The following is a 20,629-nucleotide window of genomic DNA, read 5'->3' as shown; positions in this document are numbered from 1 at the left end:
GATGGTCGACGTTGCCGACGCGCTTCGCACCTATTGGAACGACCGGGGACCGGTGTGGATCGAGCATCGGGAGAGGCTGGACGCCATGCTGGCCCCTCTCGGAGAGGCGGCTGTCGCCCGACTTCATCCCGACCCTGGCGAACACGTGCTCGACGTCGGCTGCGGCACCGGGACCACCAGCTTGGAATTGGCCCAACTGGTGGGAGACAGCGGACACGTGACCGGGGTGGACGTTTCGGCGCCCATGCTGGATGAGGCCCGCCGCCGAGCCGCCGACGCCGGTTGGGACAACACGACATTTGTGGTGGCCGACGCCGGCGCCCACCAGTTCGAACCCCGGCACTACGACGCCGCATTCTCCCGCATGGGGATCATGTTCTTCGCCGAGCCGGTGGCTGGTTTCACAAACCTCCGGCGGGCCCTGCGGCCCGGCGGGAGGCTGACCTTCGTCTGCTGGCGGTCGCCCGAGGAGAATTCTTGGGTCACGGAACCGGGGCGGGCGGTGGCCGAGGTGCTGGGTCCGCCCGACCCGATGGATCCCTACGCTCCCGGACCGTTCTCGCTGGCCTCGGGCGATCGGATCAGCTCGATCCTCACCGGAGCTGGGCTGGTGGACATCGACATCACCCCGCATGACCTGCCGGTGAACATCGGCGGCGGCACCACCGATGAGCTGGTTCGCTACTACATGGACCTGCTGCCCGGCACAGCCATTCCCGAAAACGCCGACATTCATGTGATCGACCGGGTCAAAGCCGCTCTCGGGGCAATGGTCGAGCGCCGCCGCACCCCCGACGGCATCACCATGGGCGCCGCCGCCTGGCTGGTCAGCGCCCGCGCCTAGCCGCTGGATCGAGCCTGGGGCACTAGCCGCGGGCACTAGCCGCGGGCTGCCTCTGTCTGGCGGCGGGCTTGGCGACCGGCAATCACCGACCAAACCACCACCAAAACGGTGGCCGCGGCCATGTAGCCGTGCATCTCCCGCAGCCCGATCTGATCGGCCAGGGCACCAAGCGGGAACGCCACCAGGCTCTGGGCGCTGAACGCGACCATCACCAGACTCTGCACCCGACCGTGGTACACCGGTTCGGCCAAGAGCAAAGACATCGACATGTTGGCGGTTTGGAAGGTTGTGGCCGCGCCGCCCAGGAAAAAGAGCACCGGCAACGCCACCAGGTGATTGGGGGTGATGGCCAATACGCCCACCCCAAGGGCTACCACGCCGAGGCTGAAGACCCGCAGGCGCCACAGCAGGGTGTTGTCCCGCATCCGGGCCACTTGGAGGGCGGTGACGGTGCCGCCGAGGGCGTTGGCCCCCTGGAGAATGCCCAGCCACAGCGCTCCCACCCCAAACACGCTCTCGGTGAACTTGGGCAAGAACGCCATGTAGGGCATGGCCACCAACAGCATGAGAGCGGTGGAAATCACCACCACCCGCAGATAGGGCTGCCGGGCGACGTAGGCCACCCCCTCGACAATTTCCTCGATGGGGCTATGGGCCTCCCGCTGCTCCGGCTGCGACGTCGGCAGCATCAGCACTGGGATCGTCCCCACCGCGGTGAGACCCGCGCTCAACAGGTACACCCCGGCCAGTCCGAAACCGGGCGTGTCAGCCAGCACTCCGGCCAGAGCTGGCCCGACTGTCTGGGAACTGGCCACAGTCAACTGGGTGAGCGAGATGGCGTTGGACAGCAGCTCTCGCTCCACCACTTCGCCGGTCATGGCAATCCGAGCCGGTCCCATGAAGGCGAACGACGAGCCCTGGATCACCGCTGCCACCAGGAGCATCCAGAACTCCTCCAGGCCCAGCACCATCATGATCCCGAGCCAAAAGGCGCTCAGGGTCAGCGAGACATGGGAGCCGACGATGAGCGCCCGACGGGGGAAGCGGTCGGCGGCCACTCCACCGAACGGAGTGACGGTGACCATGCCGATGCCGAAGGCCAGCAGCACCAAGGCAAAGCTGGAGTTGCTGTCGGTGAGCTGGATGGCCAGCCAGCCCCGGGCCAGGATCTGCATACCGACGGCCAAGAACGCCACCAGCCCCGACCACCACAGCAGGTTGTAGTCCCGGTTGGACAGCGACGCGAACATCCCCGAGGCAGAGACAGGGGCGGCGTCGCTCACGCTGCGACGGTACTGGCCTTCAGCTTCCGACGCGGTACTTGCCGTACTGCTGCCGTAGGTTCAGGCCATGGGTGACACCAATACCGCTGAGGAAACCAAGGCCGTGCTGCGGCGGTGGTACGACGAGATGTGGGGGGCGCAGAATCCGGACTTGGTGCCGGAGCTGGCCGGACCGGTGTATGTGCGCCACGAGATGGGGGGCACCCGCTCGGTGACCGCCGAGGAGTACCAGCAGCAGGTGGCCGCTCTGTGCAGCCAGGCTGAGTTCACCGACATGCGCTACCGGCTCATCGCCGAGGACGACTTCGTAGTGGCCATCGGCAGCTGGAAGGTGGACGGCAACCAATGGGACTGGGTGCAAGCCTTCCGAGCCGAGAACGGAAAGCTGGTGGAGACCTGGCTGTCGGGCATTGGATTCGAGTCCAACTGGGCACCCGAAGTCATCAACCCCTAAACACAACTCCAGTACGAGCGCGAAGGAGACAACCAGTGAGCATTCGACGGATCGTGTGGGCATTGATCACCCTGGGCCTGGTCACCGCGCTGCTGGGCGCAGTGGCGGCCAATGCGCAAGACGACGGTGATGCACCCGGTGACAGCGGCGAACTGCAACTGGTGATCCTGCACCACAACGACGGCGAGTCGCAGTTGGTGCAGGCGTCGTCGGATCTGCCCGATTATGGCGGCGTGGCCCGCTTCGCCTCCCTGGTACACCAGCTTCGGTCCCAGGCCGCCGATGACGGCGCGGCGGTGATCACCATCTCCTCGGGCGACAACTTCTTGAGCGGCCCCGAGCTGTCGGTGAGCCTCGGCGAGGACAGCCCGTTCTACGACGCCCTGGCCCTCAACCTGATCGGCTACGACGCGTTGACCATCGGCAACCACGAATTCGACTTGGGCCCCGACCTGTTGGCCCGGTTCATCACCGAGACCACCACTGCGCCGTTCATCAGCGCCAACCTGGACTTCTCCGGCGAGCCGGTGTTGGCCGCGCTGGTGGATGAGGGCCGTATCGCCCCGTCGGCAGTGGTGGAGAAGCAGGGTCGGCGCATCGGCATCATCGGCGCCACCACCCCGGAGCTCTCCTACATCTCCAGCCCCAGAAACGTGGCGGTAATGTCGAATGTGGCCGAGATCGTGCAGGCTGAGATCGACCGGCTCACCGGCGACGGCGTGGACATCATCGTGCTGTCCACCCACTTGCAGGCCTTGAGCGGCGAGACTGATCTGGCTGCTGAGCTCACCGGCGTGGACGCCATCGTGGCCGGCGGCAGCGGGGCGCTATTGGCCGACGAAAATACCGCGCTGCTTCCCGGCGACGGCGATCCCTACGGCCCCTATCCGCTCACCGCCACCCTGGCCGATGGCAACAGCGTACCGATCGTGACCACACCGGGCGACTACACCTACGTGGGCCAGCTGATCCTGACCTTCGACACCGACGGCAACGTGACCGCCATCGACGAGTCCAGCGGCCTGCGCCGGGTGGCCGGCGGGGACGAGCCCGACGCGGTTGAGCCCCACCCCGACGTGGTAGCCCAGGTGACCGAACCGGTGGCCGCGGCCCTCGAAGAGCTGGCCGCCTCCCCGGTGGGCAACACCGAGGTGCCCCTGGACGGACGACGCTCCCCCGGCATCCGCACCCACGAGACCAACCAAGGCAACCTGCTGGCCGACGCCCTTTTGTGGAACGGCCAACGGCTGGCCGACGACTTCGGCGTGCCCCAGCCGTTGGTGGCCCTCCAGAACGGCGGCGGGATCCGCAATGACTCGGTGATCCCGGTAGGCCCGATCAGCGAGCTGGAGACCTTCAACATCTCCCCGTTCGGCAACTTCGTGACCGTGATCGAAGACGTGTCGCCCGCCCAGATGAAGGTGATCTTCGAGAATGCCGTGTCGAGGGTGGAGAGCTCTAGCGGCCGCTTCGCCCAGATCGCGGGCATGAGCCTGGTGTACGACCCCGCCAGCACTCCTCAAGAGATCGGCGAAGACGACACCGTCACCACCGAGGGCTCCCGAGTGCAGTCGATCACCCTGGACGATGGCACCGCCATCGTGAGCGATGGAGCCGTGGTGGACGGCGCCCCATCCATCGCCCTGGTCACCCTCAACTTCCTGGCCAACGGCGGCGACCAGTACCTGTTCGGCGACGGCACCCGCACCCACCTGGGCCTCACCGACCAGCAATCCTTGGCCGCCTACATCGCCGACGGCCTCGGCGGCACCATCACTGCTGCCGATTACCCCGAAGGCGGCGAAAGCCGCATAACCGCAGCAGCCGCGGACATGGACGACGGCATGGCCGACGACATGGACGAGACGGCTGGCGAAGAACTCCCCGCCACCGGCGTGGAAAGCCGCCTGCTCTTCATCATCGCCGCCACCCTCCTCCTAGCCGGCCTCCTCCTGGCCAGCCTGTCCCGCCGTAGCGGGAAACTCACCATCTAACACTCCTAGTCTCAGCCTCTCGGCAGACTTGCGGTCAGCCACTCCCTAGAGTGGAGCTATGACTGGTCGCCCTTCTGCCGAGGAGCACGGCACCCAATTGGGTGCCATCCCACAGGGCATCCACCTCCCTACCCTACAGAAGCACCAGCGCAAAGCCCTCAAAGAGTTCTTGGACGACTGGGCCAAAGAGTCAGGAGTTCCAGACCCCCAAGACGTCGCCGCGATGCGCCGCCGCTACTTCCCTAGGTGATCCTCGACACCGAAAGCTCCGACTTCTCCGCCCTCACATCCCTTCTCGTCCCCAATGCCCCACGAGTACACCTCTGGCCGTAGCAGACGTGCTGGCGGTTGCCTACCCCAACTCCTCAAGATGACCAGACGCCGGGGACTGCGGCCTGCTCGGCAGTGGCAATGCCGACGGCCCGAGCCCCTCACCGCGGTCCAGCAAGTAGTTCTGAAGCCGCCAAGCCACGACCTCGAGGGCCATTTCCACGAAGGCCTCCCGCCGCTCATCAGACACCAAGAACGAGGGCACCATCATTCCGCCGTCGTCACCAGGTTCGTGGCTGAACAGGGATTTACCCGGCTTGTTGGATAGATGACCCAGCGGCCACTTGAACCAGTATTTCCGCCACTTCTCAAGCGACACTTCGTCCAGATTGGGTATCTCCTTGATGTGGATGTCGGCCCGCAGCCGATGGTCTTCCCGAATTGCTTGCAATGACCGTTCTGCCACATCAGCTACCGAAGCCGGCTCAAATGCCCCACCCAATTCCAGCATTGCCTGCAACGCCACCAACTTGTAGGACTTGAAGATCCGCTCAGATTCCAGCGATCTCAGCACGTCGCCCGCCTCTTCTACGGCACTCTTGTGAGCGTCTGACAGCAGTCCCAGGTTGTCAAGATAGCGGTGCCAGCCGCGAGCCCGCTTGATCGGCCCGCTGCCGGGCTTGATCCCCACCGAGCGAGAGGTCTGCGCCGCGGTAGGCCTTGCATCGTGCTCTTCGGCGTAGTTGAGGCAGTACTCGGCCAGCGCAGCGGCCTCGTCGCGGGCGGCTGGACCCAGCCTGTCGGCGCGCCTGGTCAGCATCTGGCGCAGCAACACAATCGCCCCTAGCTCGAACTCCGCCGAACAGCCCGGCGGTAGGTCGAATTCGCCAGCTTCAGCCGCATTCACAGCGGCCTTGTCGGTCAAAGTGGACGCCGACGAGCCCATCTTCGCCAACACCCGGGGCTTCATCAAGAAACTGTGGTGGTTACCCACGAAGTCGATCACATGAAGCGCGGCTTTGTCTTCAGATACGCGAAGCCCCCGTCCGAGCTGTTGCAGGAATATCACCGGCGAATCGGTGGGGCGCAGCATGAGGACCGTTCCGATCTCGGGAACGTCGACACCTTCGTTGAACACGTCAACCGCAAACAGCACTTGGATAGCCCCGCTTCGAAGGTCCTCAACCGCACTTTGGCGCGGGGCCGAGTGTTGGCCACTGTGGACAGCTACCGACCGCACTCCTCGCTGATTGAAGAACTCGGCCATGAACTTGGCGTGAGCGATGGTTGTACAGAACGCCAGCGTCGGGCCCATTGCTCGTTCCCGCCACTCCGCCAGCGCTTGTGCGGCCCGCTACGTGGTCTCGATGGCCTCGGCCAGCTTGTCGGGGTCGAAGCGGCCATTGCGCCAAGGAATCGGGGCGTAATCGGCCACGTCTTTGATGCCCCAATAGTGGAAGGGTGATAGCCGCTCCTGTCGGATTCCCTCAACTAGATCGCATTCGAACACCAGGTTGTTGCCGCAGAGCGCGAGTAGGTCAGCCCCGTCGAGTCGGTCCGGAGTGGCAGTAAGTCCGAGCAAAAACTTCGGATGAAAGCGCTCGATAACCCGGCGATAGGTAGGAGCGGCGGCGTGATGGAATTCGTCGACCACCACGTAGTCGAACCGGTCAGACTCGAAGCTGTCGAGATTGCGGTGCAGCGTCTGAATGCTGGCAAACACCACGTCGGCCTCAGGGTCTTTGTCGGCACCCAGGAAGAACCCGAAGCGACCATCGGGCCGCACTCGGCGGAACGCGTCCCGGCTCTGGCGCAGTATCTCCTCTCGATGGGCAATGAACAGCACCCTGCGGAAGTCAGGACGGTTGCTGTCGAACGCGGCCAACAATGTCTTGCCCAACCCGGTGGCCATGACCACCAATCCTCGGCGAAAGCCCTGAATACGGGTCTCCTCCAAAGCACGAAGTGCCTCATTTTGAACGGGCCACGGGTTGACCGGCTGGAGCGGTGGTTCAACGTCAATGGACGCTTCTGGGGGTGGGGTTCGGGGAGCACTGTCGGGTGGCCGCCGAATCCGATACTCAGCAACCCAGCGAGCGTCGATAGACGCACATCGGGAATCGGTCCACAGCCGTTCAAAGCTCTCAACTAACGGACCTATCTGATCGACCCCCAGATTCCACTCCACGCCGCTTCTGATCCCTGACCGGCTCAGATTTGAGCTCCCCACAAAACCGCTGGCGATTGCGCTGCTGGTTGATCGAAACAGGTACGCCTTGGGATGAAAGGAAACTTTGGGGTCGTGGAAGACCCTTAATTGAAGTTGGCTCTCATCCAGATCAGGGCGATCAGCCAGATCCAACAGACGGGTCAGTGCATCTGGATCGGTGATGGACAGATAGTCGGTGGTTAGAAACCTGATGCGCGCACCCCGCTGGAGGGCAACCTCAAGGTGGTCGGCAATAAGGTCTACGCCGCTCTTCATGATGAACGACACAGCAAGATCTATCCGATCAATATCTGGGTTGATCAGCCACCGGAGAATTTCCAGATAGAGATGCCTGTCGCCGAATCCATCTAGAAGGATCGGCTTCCCGTCGGCAAAGGGACCATTGCCAGGAGCATCTTCCATTCCTGCGTCCCCCATCGGCACAGGCGGCACTCTACCTAGATGTGCCAAGGCGATACTTCTCTAGGAGGAAACTGTCATTGGGGTCGACACACTTGCGACATGGATTCTGGGCCTGTGACCTGCGGAAATGGAGGGGCGGGGTGCGTGTTGAGGCGGTGGATGTGGCTAGCCAGGGGGCGAAGGGATGTGGCCGTTCAGGAATCCTGCTTGTCGGATTCGACGATGTTGCTGACGGTCTTGCGGTTGAGTCCGGAGACCTCGGCAATTTGGCGGAGCGAGGCGCCAACGCGATGGGCGACCTTAATCATGTCGTCTCGAATAGCCGCCTCCTTGTCGGCCCGCTCAGAACTCAGACCCACCACAGCCAGCGCCGCACCGATCTCGCCATCTTGGCCAGCCCGGTACTTCTCCATTCTGCCAACAGCTGCAAGCACATCTGTTTCGCTGTAGCTCATGATTGCCCCCTTAGTTCGTCGGCCAGTTTGTCTCGAATTGACATCAATAGCGGAACCCGCGGCGACAATTCGCCAACAGCCTCGGCATCGTTGAGGTGGGCGAGGACCATCCCCATCAATTCCAAGGCTTCTATACGCTCAAGCTCAAGGTGGATCATTGGTACAATTCTAACCAGCAGTGGACCCGAATGGGCCAATGTCAAGTCGGCAGCACTTGCTGGGCTGGCAGAACCAATGACTGGCCGCAGGGGAGGTCAAGTCGCCATGGGTTGGAGTTCGTCTTCTAGGCCTTCTTCTTCGCGGACCAGGTTCCAGCCGAAGCGCTCGGAGAGGGCTTCGCGGCCTTCGTCGGGGCCGCTGGCGATGATTTCGTCGCCAGCGTAGAGCACGGCGCTGCCCCGGGGTCGGTAGATGTAGCGGCCAGCCCGGCGGATGGCCAGGACGGTGAAGCCGGGCTCGATGTTGAGGCCTAGTTCTTTGAGCGAGACCCCATCGGCACCGCTCAGGCGGGCTACTGGCAGTTCCACCACCACCTCGTCGGAGTCGCCGAGGGCGATCTCCAGAATGGGGTGGACCTCTTCGCCTTGTTCCACCAGCGAGATCATCTGGCGGGCCTGGTCGCCGATGTCCTCGGCGGCTTGGCCCAGATGCAGCAGTCCCCGCAGCGGCGAGGGGTCGATGTTGTTGGACGCCGCCCGCAGCACCCACAGCTCCAACTGGTGGTTCATCTCATCGAGGCGGCCCTCCAACAGCCGCACCTGCGCGGCCAAGCCCCGGTCGTTGAGCACTAGCGCCGAATAGGCCAAACCCACCGCGGCCTCCGATAGGTCCTTCATCTCCACCAGTACGTCCACCGCCCGGTCGAGATCAGAGATCCACGGATCCTCTGGGGCCACCGGCTCCTCCCACATGGGCGCGGCAGCCAACTGGTGCAGCCGCATGATGCCTGCGGGCGAGCCCCGCAAGAACAGCACGTCGCCGGGCATCATCAGCTGTTCGCCACCCACGTCGGTTATCCAGCTGCGCTCCCGGCGAATGGCCATCACCCGCATTCCGGCCACCACGGGCAGCTCCAAGTCGCCCAGGGGGCGGCGCACCATATGGGATCCCTCGTGTACCACCAAGCGGTGGGAGATCTCCTCAGCGCTGGACAAGTCGGCCACCAGCTCGGCGGGTATTCCCAGCCGGCGGCTCACGATCCGGGAGATGTCCACCGCATCGTTGGCGATCCGCTCGATGGCGCTGATCACCTGGAGCACCGACGACATGCCCTCGGCCTCGCGGGGGTGGCGCACGGCCATGATGCAGGTCGCCCGCATGTCCTGCACCAGCTCGGTCATCTGGATCTCGAGCTCGTCGACCTCGGTGGCCATGTCCGGGTCGCCGAAGAACAGGGCGGCGTAGGCAAGATCGACCATCAGCTCGGAGAGGTCCTTGGCCTCGGCGAGCATGGCCCGAAGATTGCGGGGTTTATCGTCCATTGTCAGGTCTCTCCACGTTAGTCATCAGATTCAAAATGAGTCATTGGCCTTTCACCCTGCTCCCAAAACCGCGATGGCGAATACCAGCGTGAGTGCTCCCACCAGGTCGAGCACCGCGGTCACCGTCGGGATGCCCACTGAATCGGGGTCGACCCCGAATCGCACCGCGGCGATAGTCCCGTAGTAGGCCACCGCCACCGCGACCATCACCGCTAGGACTCCGCCCACCAGGGCGACCCCCACCAACAGGCCCACCCCTGGTCCGGCCAGGTCCACCAGCGAACCCGCCCCCTGCGAAACCAGGGCCACAATGGCGAACACCGGCAGCGCCAGCCCGATGGTCACGCCCACATCGGTGCGGGCCCCCCGCTGGGGCAGCACCGAGGGGCCGATCAAGCCCAGGTGAAGCTTGCTGGACAGCCGATTGGCCAAGATGCCGCCCAAGGCTCCGGCGATGGCCAGATAGCCAGGCACCAGCACCAACAGCACCGGTCGGTCCGAGAACACCTCGAACCGGTTCTCCACCGTCACCCCGGCCATAAGCGACAAGAACCCGGCCAGCACCAGTACCGGGATCGACTCCCGCATCACAGTCTTGATCTGCGGGGCTTTGGACCGGAGCGCGGCCGCCAGCGAAACCACCGTGATGACCGCCAACAGCCCGGCGACAACCGGGGTCACCGTGTCGCGGCGCACCAGATAGGAGGCCAGGATGAGCGCGGGCAGGGCCAGAACGTCGCCGGCCGCGGTCACCATGGGGGCGGTCACGTTGTCGGGGTCGAGGCCCCAGCGCACCGACGCGGTGGCCATGCCCAGCGTCACCAAGAGAACAAACACCGATGCCAGCGTTCCCCCCACCACCGACACCACCAAGTAGTCGGCCACGCTGATGGCGCCCTCCACCCCGATACCCGACGCCATCGCGGAGGCCAATAGCGCCAGTACCAGCGTCATCAGGAGCGTCAAGACCAACGAGGCCCACACGTTCTGGCCCACCACGCTGGACGACCGCAGCGACAGGCGAAACGTGCCGGTGTGGATCGCGGTGCCCAGCCGGCTGCCCAGCGCTCCGAAGATCTTCCCCGGCAAGGCGATGGCCGCCGGAACCAGCAGCAGCAGGCCAGGCAGCTCGGCCAATCGCTCGTGGCTGCGGCCCAGCACCACCCCGGCGATCACGCTGGTCACCGCCAAGATGCACAGCGCCCCCAGCGACTGGCGCACTCCTCGAGGGTCGGGTCCGAGCAGGCGGACCAGTTGCAGCCGGTTACCTGACCGGCGGAGAAGCGAGAGCATTGTGCGGGAGAGCATGAAGATGACTTCCCGCCCGGCTACCCCGTCGCGGCCTGTCCTAGTTGGCGCAAACGCACCTGGCAGTCGTCCCAGGCCTCCCCCAGGATGTCGGCCACCGGGCGCACCTCTTCGATGCGGCCCATCACCTGGCCGCCGAAGGGCACGGCCACGTCCATCTGCCCGCCGAAGTATTGGTCCATAAGCCGGTCGAGGCCGGGCATCTGCACTTGGTCGTGGTGCTCCATCTCGGCAGTGAGATCGGTGCGCAGGGCCCGCATGCCGGGCCGGCCGAACCGGTTCAGCAACACGGTGTCGGTTTCCGCCGCAGCCACCACCGCCTGCTTCCAGTTGTCGTGTACCGGCGACTCGGCCGCCGACAGCATTCGGGTGCCCATCTGCACCCCGTCGGCCCCCAGCACTAGCGCAGCGGCCATAGACACCCCGTCGCAAATTCCTCCCGCAGCGATGACCGGCACATCCACTTCGGCCACCACCAGCGGGGTCAACACCATGGTGGACGACCCGTGGGGGTTCTTGAACCCGCCCCCTTCCACCCCCTCCACGATGAGCCCGTCCACCCCGGCATCCACTGCCTTGATGGCCCCCCGCAGGGTGGGCACCACATGGAAAACCGTGATCCCGGCATCTTTCAGCATCGCGGTGAACCGGTTGGGGTCGCCCGCCGATGTGGTCACAAACCCCACGCCATGTTCGATGACGAAGTCGATCACCGTGGCGTCGGGCACCAGCAGCTGGGCGATGTTCACGCCCCAGGGGCGGTCGGTGAGGTCGCGCATCTTGGCGATCTCCACCTTGATGTCGTCGAGCTGGCCCGAGGAGGTCTCGATGATGCCCATGCCACCGGCGTTGGACACCGCCGAGGCCAGCTGGGCTCGGGCGATGTAGCCCATCGGGGCCTGCACCACGGGAATGTCGATACCCAACAGCTCGGTGATGCGAGTCTTCATTGCGCCAGCCTCATCGGCCTCGGTGTCCCTGGAGAAATCAACGCCGCCGCCCTGCGCCGAATCCCCGCCGCCGGAGCTCGCGCAACAGCGGGGGCAGGGGGCGGCGCAGAGGACGGTGGAATAAGCGCAGACGTTGGTAGGGAGAAGGCCGGTCGGTGCTCCACTTGCCCGGAGGCGCTGAAGTGATCGAGGCCAATCCCACCAGGCAGTTGTCGTAGTTCACCCGCCATCCGGAGTAGTCGCGCCACGCCTGGTCGCGGTCCTCGACAACTGGCACTCCCGCGCTCCGCAAGGTCTCGTACGATTCGTAGAACTCGTGGCGGCGCACGGTAATCGTGTCCGAGGGCGCCGGGTCGGGGTCGTAGTCGATGCCGAAGAAGTCAGCGATGTTGCGCAGCGCCACGTAGCCCGCTCGGATCATGAACGGCGCCGCGGGAGAGTGGGGCACCGCCACTGTCGACAACATGATGGCGGCAGTGTCGAGAATGCAGCCTGCCGCGGTCACCCATGACCGGTCAGAGCGCACCGACCGGAAGTAGGCCAATGCGGGATAAGACTGGTGGGTTTCTTCAATTTGGATGAACCAGTGCTCCCACTCGGTCCAGGTCTCGCCCATGTCTTCGAGGCCGCCGGTCTCGTGGGCCAGGATGATCATGGCCTCGGGTGTGGGCGGGGTTCCGGCTCTGATCTCCAGGCGAGCCACGGCAGACTCCCGAGCGCTGAACGCGCTGTACATGGTGGGCAAGAAGCTGATCAAGAAGGCCACGATGCCCAAGCCGATGAGTGCTTCGAACCCGGCCAGCGTCAGGGTGAAGAAGTCGGTGGTCACCCGATAGCCCAAGGTTGTGAGCGACCATCCGCTCAGTGTCAGGGCTTCGCGATAGGGACGCACATCCAGCGCCCAGAACATCAGCGAGAACCCGTAGATCACTCCGGTGGCCCAAACCACTGGCAAGAACATGAGCGTGGTTGGGGCGTAGCGGGCCAGCAGGGCATCTTTGGCCTCATAGCTCTTTCGGCGGCGGGCAAGCACCGAGAACAACATCCACATGCCCACGTACACGAAGCGGATCAACAAACTGCGTTCGGCGCGGGGCACCACCACGGTCTGGATGGCAGCGAGGAGCGTACCCAATGCAACCAGCGCCCCGACTGTGAACACAATGGCTTCGCCCGGTCCCATACGGGATTAAAGACTACGGGACTGCTGAGGCCGCCTCGGTCAACCCGCCTACGCTTTAGCCATGGCGAAAATCCAGATCGGCCATGAGCTCACCAACGATGCCCCGGTGGGAACCGCCATCGGAGCGGTCCCGCCCCGGCGCACGCCTGTCGAGGTGCCGACCCACCGCTACATCTCCCCGGAATGGGCCGAGCTGGAGATGGCCCACGTGTGGCCCCGGGCCTGGCAGCTGGCCTGCACCGTCGATCATGTTCCATCGCCCGGCGACTGGTTCGAGTACTCGGTGGGCAACCTGTCGGTACTCATCGTGCGGGGCGACGACGGGGTGCTGCGGGGGTTCCAGAATGTGTGCCGCCACCGGGGCAATGTGCTGTGCACCGGCTCGGGTTCGGGGCTCACCGAGCTTCGCTGCATCTACCACCGGTGGAGCTGGACGCTGGACGGCAAGCTGCGGGAGGTGCCGTCGCGCCGGGGCTTCGGGGCGCTGCGCAACGACGACTTCCCGCTGTTCCCGGTGCAGGTTGGCACTTGGGGGCCGCTGGTGTTCGTGAACCTCGACCTCGACGCCGAGCCGTTAGACGACTACCTGGAGGCCATCCCCGGCCTGCTGGAGTGGGCCCGCATGGACGAATACGCCTGCGCCTACGACCTCACTGTGCCGCTGCCGTGCAACTGGAAGACCCTCATTGAGGCGTTCAGCGAGACCTACCACGTGCAGGGCATCCATCGGGAGATGCTGCCCAGCTGCGACGACGTCAACTCGGTGAACCGGCTCTACGGCCGCCACGGCTCACTGCACCAGCCCTATGGGGTGCCCAGCCCCCGGCTGCGCGACGGGGCCACCGACCAGGAGATCTGGGAGTCCATCATCGTCACCCAGGGCGCCCGCTACGGCCAGGACTCCGGGAACCCGGGGCCATGCCCCCCGGTTCCCGACGGCGGCGGCGTGCGCGACGTTCTGGAGGGCCTGGTTCGGGCCCAGACCGCTCAAAAGGGCCTCGACCTCGACAGTTTCGACCAGTCGCAGATGCTGGATTTGTTCCAGTTCAACCTGTTCCCCAACATCACGGTGATCGTGATGTGCGACAGCATCACCGTGCTGCGGTCCCGGCCCGGCGACACCCCCGACGATGCCTACATGGACTTGCTGCACCTCGATCGGCGCCCACCGGACACCGATCGGACCCCGCCGATGCAGGCTGTTATCCCCGCTGAGGAGGCATCCATGAACCTGGTGTTCGACCAGGACCTGTCCAACCTCCAACGGGCCCAGCGGGGCCTGCATCAGCCCGGCTTGGACCACATCGTGTTGAGCCGGGAGGAGATGCGGATCATCAACCTCCACTACAACCTCGAGGAGTTCATAGGCATCCGCGAGCTCTCCGACGAGGCGGTTGCCGAAATCGAGGCACTACGGGCTCAGCCGGCAGGCATCGGCCCCGTCGTCGGCTGACAGGGATACTCGGTTAAACCGAGTATCCAATACTCGACTCAATGGAGTATCTCGCTCATGCTGGGTATAGGTCGTCCATGGTCCAACAGATGATTTCGCGGGCGGGGTCGGCGACCTCGTGGAATGAGGGGGCGAAGCCGGCGGCAGAGACGAACCAGAAGGGCGACTCTGGGGCTAAGGCTTCTAGAGCCCAGCCGAGGCCGCTGTCGGCTAGGCGTTCTAGGGCGGCCATGTGGTCTAGGTAGGTCTTCGCGTCGGCGGGGCGGGTGCGGAATTTGACCGAGCCGGTGACCACCTCGTCGTTGAGGGTGCGTCCGATCAGGTCGATTTCCACCTCGCGGCGAGACCGGTCATGCCCTGCCCATTTGCCCCACTTGACTACAGCGGGCAGACCCCGTGCTGGCCCCCAGCGCCGACAGGCCTGACGAGCCACGTCTTCAAATACGTGCTGGCCAACGTAGGAGGGAAACACCTCTGTCTCAATACGGACCCGCCATGCCGCCTCAGGGCCGAGGACGGCCACTGCTGACTCCGTCGGCAATCCGATTCCATAGTGAAACCGGGTCGCGGGATCGGCCAGCCGATAGCGGATCCCTCGCTGGGGTGAGGCCCCGAAATTGACCTCCCGCACCAAATACGACATGTCTTCGAGTTGGTCGACCACTCGTTTCAACGCCGTGTCGGCGCGCTGGCCCATCTTGGCGGCGACCTCGCCGACGGTGCGGGAACCCAGCCCAATGCTGGCCATCACCGCCCGATAACGGGAGGTGTTGCGCAAACCCTCCTCTTGGTCTATCTCGGTGGCCAAGCGTGAGCGGACCACACCGTGAGGCGAAAGGAGGAGATCGGCAATGTTCTCCCCCACCGGACGGTTGTCATCGACCACGGCCAGATTGGCCGGCAGGCCGCCGAACGCCGCGTAGGCCCGAACCCGGTCACGGGGCTCATATCGGGAAACCATCTGGCCAGCGTTGTAGTAGTCGAAAGGTTCAAGCGGAATCACCGCATCGAGTCGGCCATAGAGGGGCGACCCGCCAGCCGCCAAGGCCTCAAGGGTTCGCACCGCCGACCCAGAGAGCACTACGAGTAGGCCGGCCGAGCGGGGCAAACCCGACTCCCACACCGCGTTCAGCTCCGAGGCGACCTCACGCAACCCGTTCTCACCATCGGCGAGATACTGGAACTCGTCCAACACGATGACAGTCGGCTGGTCAGGGCGAAGGCTGAACAGAGTTCGAAACACGGTGCGCCACGTCGGATGATCCTCGAAACGGATGTCTTCTCCTGACCAACGGGCTGCTTCCTCGAGCAGTGTTTGACGGTTGAGCACCGGAGTGGTGGATGAAGCCGAATAGTGCAGCACTTGCTCAGACGCCCAGAGATTGGACAGCAGATAGGTTTTGCCCACCCGGCGACGGCCGCGCACCAATGCGAGCGCGGGTGCGTCTCGTTCCAGCAGTGCCCGCAGCTTCGTCGCCTCTACCTCCCGGTTGATAAGCGTCTTCGGCCCCATGTTGTCATCGTACTGATCTACTAGCGTATTAGTCAACTAGTACACTAGTGTACTAATATATTCGGTGATTGCGACGTTGGCGGGCGATTTCGAAGCAGAGGACTGCGGCGGCCGAAGCGACATTGAGGGATTCGACCGAGGCGGCCATGGGGATGGACACCCAGCGGTCTATGGCTGTGGCCTGGTCGAGGCCGTGGGCTTCGTTGCCCACCACCAGGGTGAGGGGACCGGTGAGGTCAGCCTCGTCGCAGAGCTCGCCCTGGTGGGGATGGGCGCCGATGCGCTCCCCCACCGACGAACCCACGGCCAATGGAATCTGAAACAGCGCGCCAGCCGACGCCCGGACGGTCTTGGGGTTCCAGGGATCCACTGATTCGGGGCTGAACACCACCGCTTGGGCCCCGGCGGCCGCTGCGCTGCGGACGATGGTCCCCGCGTTGCCGGGGTCGGCCACCCCGGCCAGTTCAACGATGAAGTCGCCGTGGGCCACCGGCGCAGGCTCGGGAATACGGGCGGTGGCCATGACTCCCTGGGGCGTGACCACCGAGCCAACCTTGGCCAGCACACCGTCGCCTACGGTCCAGGTGGGTGCATTCACTGAGACTCCCAGGTCGGCCCACAGATCGATCACCGGTTCCACGAACACGTCCACGAGCTCAACACCGGCATCCAGCGCCTCGATCAGCAGCCGCGGCCCGTCGATGACGAATTTGCCAGCCTCGGTGCGCTCTCGACGGTTGCGAACGAGGCGGCGAAGTTCCGCTACTCGGGGGTTTTTGGCGCTGAGGTTCAGTGCTACCCCACCGAGGCGGACTCTTGCTCCGCCTCGGACGCAGCCTTGGCCACCTCGACTAGTGCAGTGAATGCCGCTGGATCGTTCACGGCCATTTCAGCCAGGATCTTGCGGTCGACTTCGACTTCGGCCAGCTTCAGGCCGTTGATGAACCGGCTGTAGTTGGTGCCGTTCTGGCGGCAAGCGGCGTTGATGCGCTGGATCCACAGACGGCGGAACTCACCCTTGCGGGCTCGGCGATCCCGGAAGGCGTACTGGCCGCTGTGCATCAGCTGCTCATTGGCACCCCGGAATGTGCGGCTCTTGTTGCCGTAATACCCCTTGGCCCGCTTCACCACCGCCCGACGGCGTTTGCGGGCGGTGACGGCGCGCTTGACTCTGGCCATCGTGTGACTCTCCTTGGACTCGTGCTCGTGCTATCAGGCCCTACAGGCCCAGCTGGCGCTTGACTGCCGGGGCGTCGGCAGACGACACCTGGGCCGGGCCGCGCAGCTGGCGCTTGCGCTTGGGGGCCTTCTTCTCGAGGATGTGGTTCTTGTAGGCGCTGCGGCGGCGGATCTTGCCGGTGCCAGTGGTCTTGAACCGCTTGGCCGCGCCACGGTGGGTCTTCATCTTGGGCATGTGGGTTTCCTGCGCTTCAGTTTGCAGTATCGGTTGCGGCGGGTTCTTCGGCCGCTTGGCGGGCTTCCCGGGCGGTCGGCTTACGGGGCTTCTTCTTCATCTTCACCGGTCCCAGCACCATGACCATGTTGCGACCGTCCAGCCGGGGATAAACCTCGACCTTGGCCACATCTTCCACCTCGTCGGAGATGTCGTCGAGAATGCGCCGCCCCAATTCGGGATGCTGCACCTCGCGGCCGCGGAACATGATCGTGACCTTTACTTTGTAGCCTTCTTCGAGAAAGCTCCGCACCTTCCGTGTCTTGGTTCCGAAATCTCCCGGTCCGATCTTGGGCCGGTATTTCATCTCCTTGACAATGATGTTGGTGCTGTTTCGCCGGGACTCCTTGGCCCGTTGGGCGGCTTCGTACTTGTACTTGCCGTAGTCCATGATCCGGCACACCGGTGGATTCGCCTTGTCAGCCACCTCCACCAGGTCCAGGCCGGCATCACGGGCCATATCCAATGCGTCCGGCAGCAGGGTAATTCCTATCTGCTGGCCATCCTCACCAACGAGCCGTACCTCTCTGGCTCTGATCCGGTCGTTGATCCGGGGCTCAGCATCTGCCGTAGCTATGGCCGATCACCGCTCTGCAATGCGCATAATCCTCTCTCTCGACTTTTGGGACTGGCACGCTGGGAACTATTCGGTCCCGTTTGCGTGCCGGAGTTGCGGGGTAACAGTATCAGCGTTGGGGGACAATCACGCCAGACGAGGCAAAAAGGAGCCGAAGAAAGAAATGAGCACACTGTGGACTCCCGGCGGCGAGGTGCCGGTTGACGACGGCCGAGATCGGTCGACAAGCCCTCCGCCTCAAGGCGCGCCAAACGAGGCCGAAGACCCGCTGGCCGGGCTGAGCGATGAAGAGCGGGCACAAGCCGAGGAGATGGCCCAGCAGCTGGCCGAGGCCCGTGAGCAGATTGCCAACACCCCGGCCTCGGTGGTGGTGGGCAACCACGCCATGGGGCTGTATGAGCTAGGGGCCATCCACCTCAGCCAGCAGCCGCCCAATTTAGAAGAGGCCCGCTTGGCCATTGACGCCCTCGGGGAGCTGGTTGAAGGGCTGGAAGGCCGCCTCGGCGAGCACGAAGCCACCCTCAAAGACGCCCTCCATCAGATCCGCATGGCGTTCGTGCAGGTGTCTCGGGCGGTCGAGCAGGCCGAACAGGGAGGCGAAGATGCCGGCGAGTCCAGGGAAGACGGATCTGAGGACTAGCGGGGAGTAATCCCAGCCGCCTCCCATTGGCCGCGGTGGCCCGGCATCAGCTGGAAGGTCACCGCGGCTCCCACCTCGATGGCGCGGGTCCCGTCGGCAATGGCGGTGCAGTGGAACGGGTATTCGATGCCGCCGTCAACCGCGATCACTCCCCAGCCGGTGGCCTCGTCGAAGCTCGCAACCCTGCCGGTGAGCGGGGCCCTGAGTCCAGTCAGACTCAATGGACGATCTTGGCCAGCGGGAGCTCGATGATGTCGCTGGCCCCCGCGTCTCGCAGTTCGGGGATCAGAACATTGATGTCAACCTTGGGCACCACCGTCTCCACGGCGTAGCCGTGGCCCCCGAACAGCTCGTTAACGGTGGGCGCCTTCATGGACGGCAGCAGGTCGATCACCTTGTCCAGGCTGGCCGACGGCACGTTCATCTTGACCAGCACCTTGCCCCTGGCCTCCAGCACCCCGCCCAAAAGGGTGTGGATCTGCTCCATGGCGTGGCGGCGCTCGGGGTCGGCGTGGCTGGCCGGGTTGGCGATCAGCTCGGTGTAGGAGGTGAGGATGGTGTGGATGATCTTGAGGCCGGCGGCCCGCAGCGCCCGCCCGGTCTCGGTGATCTCCACCACCGCATCCACGATGTCGGGGACCTTGGCCTCGGTGGCCCCATACGACAGCGCGATGTCAGCCTCGATGCCCAAATCGTCGAAGAACCGCTTGGTCAGAGCGGGATACTCGCTGGAGATCTTCACCCCCTGGGGCAGATCCTCAGCGGCATTCCAAGGCGAGTCGTCCGGCACCGCCAGCACCATCCGAATAGGCCGGGAGGTGTTCTTGGAGTACTGGAGCTGGCCCAGAGACACCACGTCGCTGCCGGTCTCGGCCACCCAGTCCCGCCCGGTGATGCCCAAGTCGAACAGCCCGTCGGCCACATAGCGGGGAATCTCCTGGGGCCGCAGGATGCGGACTTGATCGATGCGGGGGTCGTTGATCGTCGCCCTGTAGGCCACATCGGAACTGCGATTGACGGGAATGTCGGCGGCGTCGAAGAGCTCCAAAGTCGCCTTTTCCAGCGATCCTTTGGGCAAAACCAACGAAAGCATGACTCCAACGCTACCGGTCGCCGACTGTCGGTCTGCGATCAATACCGGCTATTCGGGCCGGAGATCAATCCTCAGGTCCGGGCCTAGCCGGACGACCTCGGTGATCTGGCCTCGCCACAGGTCATCGATGGTGGAAGCACCGGGGCCGGCCAACATGGGACGACCGTCGTCGCCCCCAAACAGGGCGGGAGCCAGATACACGGCGTAGTGGTCCACCAAGCCGGCTCGGTGGAAAGCGGCCGCGGTGGCTGCGCCCCCCTCAACCAGGAGCTGCACTACTCCCCGCTCCCCCAAATCCCCCAACACCTGCTCCAACGGCCCGTCCATCTCCAGCGCAGGGTGAACCTGGGCATCGGGCGGGGCAGTGCCAAGCACCACCCGCAGCGGCTGGCCGGCGCGGGGAGCGACACCAGAGGGCGGCTGCCAGTCGCGCACCGTCAGCGCAGGGTCGTCGGCCCGGACGGTGCCCGCCCCCACCAGCACCGCGTCGCTCTCGGCTCGGAGCCGGTGGACGTCGGCCCGGGCCTCGGGGCCGGTAATCCAGCGGCTGGAGGCATCGGGAGCGGCAATGCGGCCATCCAGGGTGGCGGCCAGCTTCAGCACCACCCAGGGAAGCCCGGTTCGGCGGTGCTTCAGGTACGGAGCCAGCAGATCAGCAGCCTCATCGGCCCGCACGCCCACCTCCACCTCAATCCCGGCTTCTCGGAACGCAGCGATGCCCCGGCCCGACACCGCAGGATCGGGGTCCTCAACGGCAATCACCACCCGGGCCACCCCCGCGGCGACAATGGCCTCGGTACACGGCCCGGTGCGGCCTTGGTGGTCGCACGGCTCCAGGGTGGTGTAGAGGTCGGCCCCTTCGGCTCTCGATCCGGCGGCCTCCAAGGCGTTGACCTCGGCGTGATTGCCACCCGGTGGTGACGTGGACCCCAAGAACTGATTCTCACCGGTATCGATCACACATCCCACCCACGGATTGGGAGATGTGACCAACCGACAGGACCGGGCCGCCTCCAAGGCCAGATCCATCATGCGACCGCTGCGGA

The 20,629-nt window shown here is 64.7% G+C and carries 23 protein-coding genes; 6 read left to right on the top strand and 17 right to left on the bottom strand.

All coding sequences use genetic code 11. From position 1 onward, the window contains the following. The first annotated feature begins 1 nt into the window (after position 1). A complete protein-coding gene (locus tag ACOGXH_RS05670; RefSeq protein ID WP_419928142.1) occupies positions 2-844 on the top strand; it encodes a class I SAM-dependent methyltransferase in 843 nt (280 codons plus the stop codon). A 35-nt stretch (positions 845-879) separates the two neighbouring features. On the opposite strand, the gene ACOGXH_RS05665 is transcribed toward ACOGXH_RS05670, so the two are convergent. Continuing rightward, a complete protein-coding gene (locus ACOGXH_RS05665; protein ID WP_419928141.1) occupies positions 880-2,127 on the bottom strand; it encodes an MFS transporter in 1,248 nt (415 codons plus the stop codon). Positions 2,128-2,194: 67 nt separating this feature from the next. On the opposite strand from ACOGXH_RS05665, the gene ACOGXH_RS05660 reads away from it, so the two are divergent. The 3 genes from ACOGXH_RS05660 to ACOGXH_RS05650 are packed head-to-tail and all read left to right on the top strand — an operon-like array spanning position 2,195 to position 4,825. After that, a complete protein-coding gene (locus ACOGXH_RS05660; protein WP_419928140.1) occupies positions 2,195-2,581 on the top strand; it encodes a hypothetical protein in 387 nt (128 codons plus the stop codon). A gap of 35 nt (positions 2,582-2,616) precedes the next feature. After that, positions 2,617-4,575 carry a bifunctional metallophosphatase/5'-nucleotidase gene (locus ACOGXH_RS05655; protein ID WP_419928139.1) on the top strand — a complete coding sequence of 653 codons (1,959 nt, stop codon included), beginning with the start codon at positions 2,617-2,619 and terminating at the stop codon, positions 4,573-4,575. A 58-nt stretch (positions 4,576-4,633) separates the two neighbouring features. Beyond that, a complete protein-coding gene (locus ACOGXH_RS05650) occupies positions 4,634-4,825 on the top strand; it encodes a hypothetical protein (protein WP_419928138.1) in 192 nt (63 codons plus the stop codon). Positions 4,826-4,927: 102 nt separating this feature from the next. On the opposite strand, the gene ACOGXH_RS05645 is transcribed toward ACOGXH_RS05650, so the two are convergent. The 8 genes from ACOGXH_RS05645 to ACOGXH_RS05610 all read right to left on the bottom strand — a co-directional run bounded on the left by ACOGXH_RS05645 (position 4,928) and on the right by ACOGXH_RS05610 (position 12,854). Beyond that, entirely contained in the window at positions 4,928-6,160 is a 1,233-nt protein-coding gene (locus tag ACOGXH_RS05645; RefSeq protein WP_419928137.1) for a helicase-related protein, read from the bottom strand. A gap of 39 nt (positions 6,161-6,199) precedes the next feature. Then, a complete protein-coding gene (locus ACOGXH_RS05640) occupies positions 6,200-7,492 on the bottom strand; it encodes a DEAD/DEAH box helicase family protein (protein ID WP_419930329.1) in 1,293 nt (430 codons plus the stop codon). 179 nt (positions 7,493-7,671) lie between these two features. Continuing rightward, positions 7,672-7,932 carry a hypothetical protein gene (locus ACOGXH_RS05635; RefSeq protein WP_419928136.1) on the bottom strand — a complete coding sequence of 87 codons (261 nt, stop codon included), beginning with the start codon at positions 7,930-7,932 and terminating at the stop codon, positions 7,672-7,674. Further along, complete coding sequence (locus ACOGXH_RS05630; RefSeq protein ID WP_419928135.1) at positions 7,929-8,090, bottom strand: hypothetical protein; 162 nt, start codon at positions 8,088-8,090, stop codon at positions 7,929-7,931. Before ACOGXH_RS05630 ends, ACOGXH_RS05635 begins: the two co-directional genes overlap by 4 nt. A 96-nt stretch (positions 8,091-8,186) precedes the next feature. Beyond that, positions 8,187-9,413: a potassium channel family protein gene (locus ACOGXH_RS05625; protein WP_419928134.1), complete on the bottom strand. Its 1,227-nt coding sequence runs from the start codon at positions 9,411-9,413 to the stop codon at positions 8,187-8,189. Positions 9,414-9,464: 51 nt separating this feature from the next. Beyond that, positions 9,465-10,721 carry a magnesium transporter gene (locus tag ACOGXH_RS05620; protein WP_419928133.1) on the bottom strand — a complete coding sequence of 419 codons (1,257 nt, stop codon included), beginning with the start codon at positions 10,719-10,721 and terminating at the stop codon, positions 9,465-9,467. A 20-nt stretch (positions 10,722-10,741) separates the two neighbouring features. Then, positions 10,742-11,671 carry an NAD(P)H-dependent flavin oxidoreductase gene (locus ACOGXH_RS05615; protein ID WP_419928132.1) on the bottom strand — a complete coding sequence of 310 codons (930 nt, stop codon included), beginning with the start codon at positions 11,669-11,671 and terminating at the stop codon, positions 10,742-10,744. Between the two features lie 37 nt (positions 11,672-11,708). Further along, positions 11,709-12,854, bottom strand: a complete 1,146-nt coding sequence (locus ACOGXH_RS05610; RefSeq protein ID WP_419928131.1) for a hypothetical protein — start codon at positions 12,852-12,854, stop codon at positions 11,709-11,711. A gap of 61 nt (positions 12,855-12,915) precedes the next feature. On the opposite strand from ACOGXH_RS05610, the gene ACOGXH_RS05605 reads away from it, so the two are divergent. Continuing rightward, entirely contained in the window at positions 12,916-14,307 is a 1,392-nt protein-coding gene (locus ACOGXH_RS05605) for an aromatic ring-hydroxylating oxygenase subunit alpha (RefSeq protein WP_419928130.1), read from the top strand. Positions 14,308-14,362: 55 nt separating this feature from the next. On the opposite strand, the gene ACOGXH_RS05600 is transcribed toward ACOGXH_RS05605, so the two are convergent. From ACOGXH_RS05600 to infC, 5 genes are read right to left on the bottom strand one after another with little or no spacing between them, the layout of a single operon-like run. Further along, a complete protein-coding gene (locus ACOGXH_RS05600; RefSeq protein ID WP_419928129.1) occupies positions 14,363-15,820 on the bottom strand; it encodes an AAA family ATPase in 1,458 nt (485 codons plus the stop codon). A 52-nt stretch (positions 15,821-15,872) separates the two neighbouring features. Further along, a complete protein-coding gene (locus ACOGXH_RS05595; RefSeq protein ID WP_419930328.1) occupies positions 15,873-16,613 on the bottom strand; it encodes a TrmH family RNA methyltransferase in 741 nt (246 codons plus the stop codon). Between the two features lie 2 nt (positions 16,614-16,615). Then, positions 16,616-16,999, bottom strand: coding sequence for a 50S ribosomal protein L20 (gene rplT / locus ACOGXH_RS05590; RefSeq protein WP_419928128.1), 384 nt, complete (start codon positions 16,997-16,999; stop codon positions 16,616-16,618). Positions 17,000-17,039: 40 nt separating this feature from the next. After that, a complete protein-coding gene (rpmI, locus tag ACOGXH_RS05585) occupies positions 17,040-17,234 on the bottom strand; it encodes a 50S ribosomal protein L35 (RefSeq protein ID WP_419928127.1) in 195 nt (64 codons plus the stop codon). A 16-nt stretch (positions 17,235-17,250) separates the two neighbouring features. Then, complete coding sequence (infC, locus tag ACOGXH_RS05580) at positions 17,251-17,823, bottom strand: translation initiation factor IF-3 (RefSeq protein ID WP_419930327.1); 573 nt, start codon at positions 17,821-17,823, stop codon at positions 17,251-17,253. 190 nt (positions 17,824-18,013) lie between these two features. Here infC and ACOGXH_RS05575 point away from each other — a divergent pair, with 190 nt between their 5' ends. Then, complete coding sequence (locus ACOGXH_RS05575; protein WP_419928126.1) at positions 18,014-18,490, top strand: DUF1844 domain-containing protein; 477 nt, start codon at positions 18,014-18,016, stop codon at positions 18,488-18,490. On the opposite strand, the gene ACOGXH_RS05570 is transcribed toward ACOGXH_RS05575, so the two are convergent. Genes ACOGXH_RS05570 through ribD form a run of 3 tightly spaced genes read right to left on the bottom strand, consistent with a single transcriptional unit; the run spans position 18,487 to position 20,612 of the window. Then, positions 18,487-18,711 carry a cold shock domain-containing protein gene (locus tag ACOGXH_RS05570; RefSeq protein WP_419928125.1) on the bottom strand — a complete coding sequence of 75 codons (225 nt, stop codon included), beginning with the start codon at positions 18,709-18,711 and terminating at the stop codon, positions 18,487-18,489. The genes ACOGXH_RS05575 and ACOGXH_RS05570 overlap by 4 nt on opposite strands. Beyond that, positions 18,708-19,583 (bottom strand): ATP phosphoribosyltransferase, encoded by an 876-nt coding sequence (gene hisG, locus ACOGXH_RS05565; RefSeq protein WP_419928124.1) that lies wholly within the window; start codon positions 19,581-19,583, stop codon positions 18,708-18,710. Before hisG ends, ACOGXH_RS05570 begins: the two co-directional genes overlap by 4 nt. A 48-nt stretch (positions 19,584-19,631) precedes the next feature. After that, positions 19,632-20,612 carry a bifunctional diaminohydroxyphosphoribosylaminopyrimidine deaminase/5-amino-6-(5-phosphoribosylamino)uracil reductase RibD gene (gene ribD / locus ACOGXH_RS05560; protein ID WP_419930326.1) on the bottom strand — a complete coding sequence of 327 codons (981 nt, stop codon included), beginning with the start codon at positions 20,610-20,612 and terminating at the stop codon, positions 19,632-19,634. Positions 20,613-20,629: the final 17 nt, after the last annotated feature.

This window comes from Candidatus Poriferisocius sp. (assembly GCF_965208355.1).
Lineage (GTDB): Bacteria > Actinomycetota > Acidimicrobiia > Acidimicrobiales > Bin134 > Poriferisocius.
The sequence above is the reverse complement of the archived record's forward strand: the minus strand, read 5'-3'. Positions and strand labels throughout refer to the sequence as shown.

What these genes read in the sequence shown, in the direction of transcription:
- ACOGXH_RS05670 (WP_419928142.1), top strand. Translation starts at nt 2, where the DNA reads ATGGTCGACGTTGCCGACGCGCTTCGCACCTATTGGAACGACCGGGGA.
- ACOGXH_RS05660 (WP_419928140.1), top strand. Translation starts at nt 2,195, where the DNA reads ATGGGTGACACCAATACCGCTGAGGAAACCAAGGCCGTGCTGCGGCGG.
- ACOGXH_RS05650 (WP_419928138.1), top strand. Translation starts at nt 4,634, where the DNA reads ATGACTGGTCGCCCTTCTGCCGAGGAGCACGGCACCCAATTGGGTGCC.
- ACOGXH_RS05645 (WP_419928137.1), bottom strand. Translation starts at nt 6,160, where the DNA reads ATGGGCCCGACGCTGGCGTTCTGTACAACCATCGCTCACGCCAAGTTC.
- ACOGXH_RS05640 (WP_419930329.1), bottom strand. Translation starts at nt 7,492, where the DNA reads ATGGGGGACGCAGGAATGGAAGATGCTCCTGGCAATGGTCCCTTTGCC.
- ACOGXH_RS05635 (WP_419928136.1), bottom strand. Translation starts at nt 7,932, where the DNA reads ATGAGCTACAGCGAAACAGATGTGCTTGCAGCTGTTGGCAGAATGGAG.
- ACOGXH_RS05630 (WP_419928135.1), bottom strand. Translation starts at nt 8,090, where the DNA reads ATGATCCACCTTGAGCTTGAGCGTATAGAAGCCTTGGAATTGATGGGG.
- ACOGXH_RS05625 (WP_419928134.1), bottom strand. Translation starts at nt 9,413, where the DNA reads ATGGACGATAAACCCCGCAATCTTCGGGCCATGCTCGCCGAGGCCAAG.
- ACOGXH_RS05620 (WP_419928133.1), bottom strand. Translation starts at nt 10,721, where the DNA reads ATGCTCTCCCGCACAATGCTCTCGCTTCTCCGCCGGTCAGGTAACCGG.
- ACOGXH_RS05615 (WP_419928132.1), bottom strand. Translation starts at nt 11,671, where the DNA reads ATGAAGACTCGCATCACCGAGCTGTTGGGTATCGACATTCCCGTGGTG.
- ACOGXH_RS05610 (WP_419928131.1), bottom strand. Translation starts at nt 12,854, where the DNA reads ATGGGACCGGGCGAAGCCATTGTGTTCACAGTCGGGGCGCTGGTTGCA.
- ACOGXH_RS05605 (WP_419928130.1), top strand. Translation starts at nt 12,916, where the DNA reads ATGGCGAAAATCCAGATCGGCCATGAGCTCACCAACGATGCCCCGGTG.
- ACOGXH_RS05600 (WP_419928129.1), bottom strand. Translation starts at nt 15,820, where the DNA reads ATGGGGCCGAAGACGCTTATCAACCGGGAGGTAGAGGCGACGAAGCTG.
- rplT (WP_419928128.1), bottom strand. Translation starts at nt 16,999, where the DNA reads ATGGCCAGAGTCAAGCGCGCCGTCACCGCCCGCAAACGCCGTCGGGCG.
- rpmI (WP_419928127.1), bottom strand. Translation starts at nt 17,234, where the DNA reads ATGCCCAAGATGAAGACCCACCGTGGCGCGGCCAAGCGGTTCAAGACC.
- ACOGXH_RS05575 (WP_419928126.1), top strand. Translation starts at nt 18,014, where the DNA reads ATGAGCACACTGTGGACTCCCGGCGGCGAGGTGCCGGTTGACGACGGC.
- hisG (WP_419928124.1), bottom strand. Translation starts at nt 19,583, where the DNA reads ATGCTTTCGTTGGTTTTGCCCAAAGGATCGCTGGAAAAGGCGACTTTG.
- ribD (WP_419930326.1), bottom strand. Translation starts at nt 20,612, where the DNA reads ATGGATCTGGCCTTGGAGGCGGCCCGGTCCTGTCGGTTGGTCACATCT.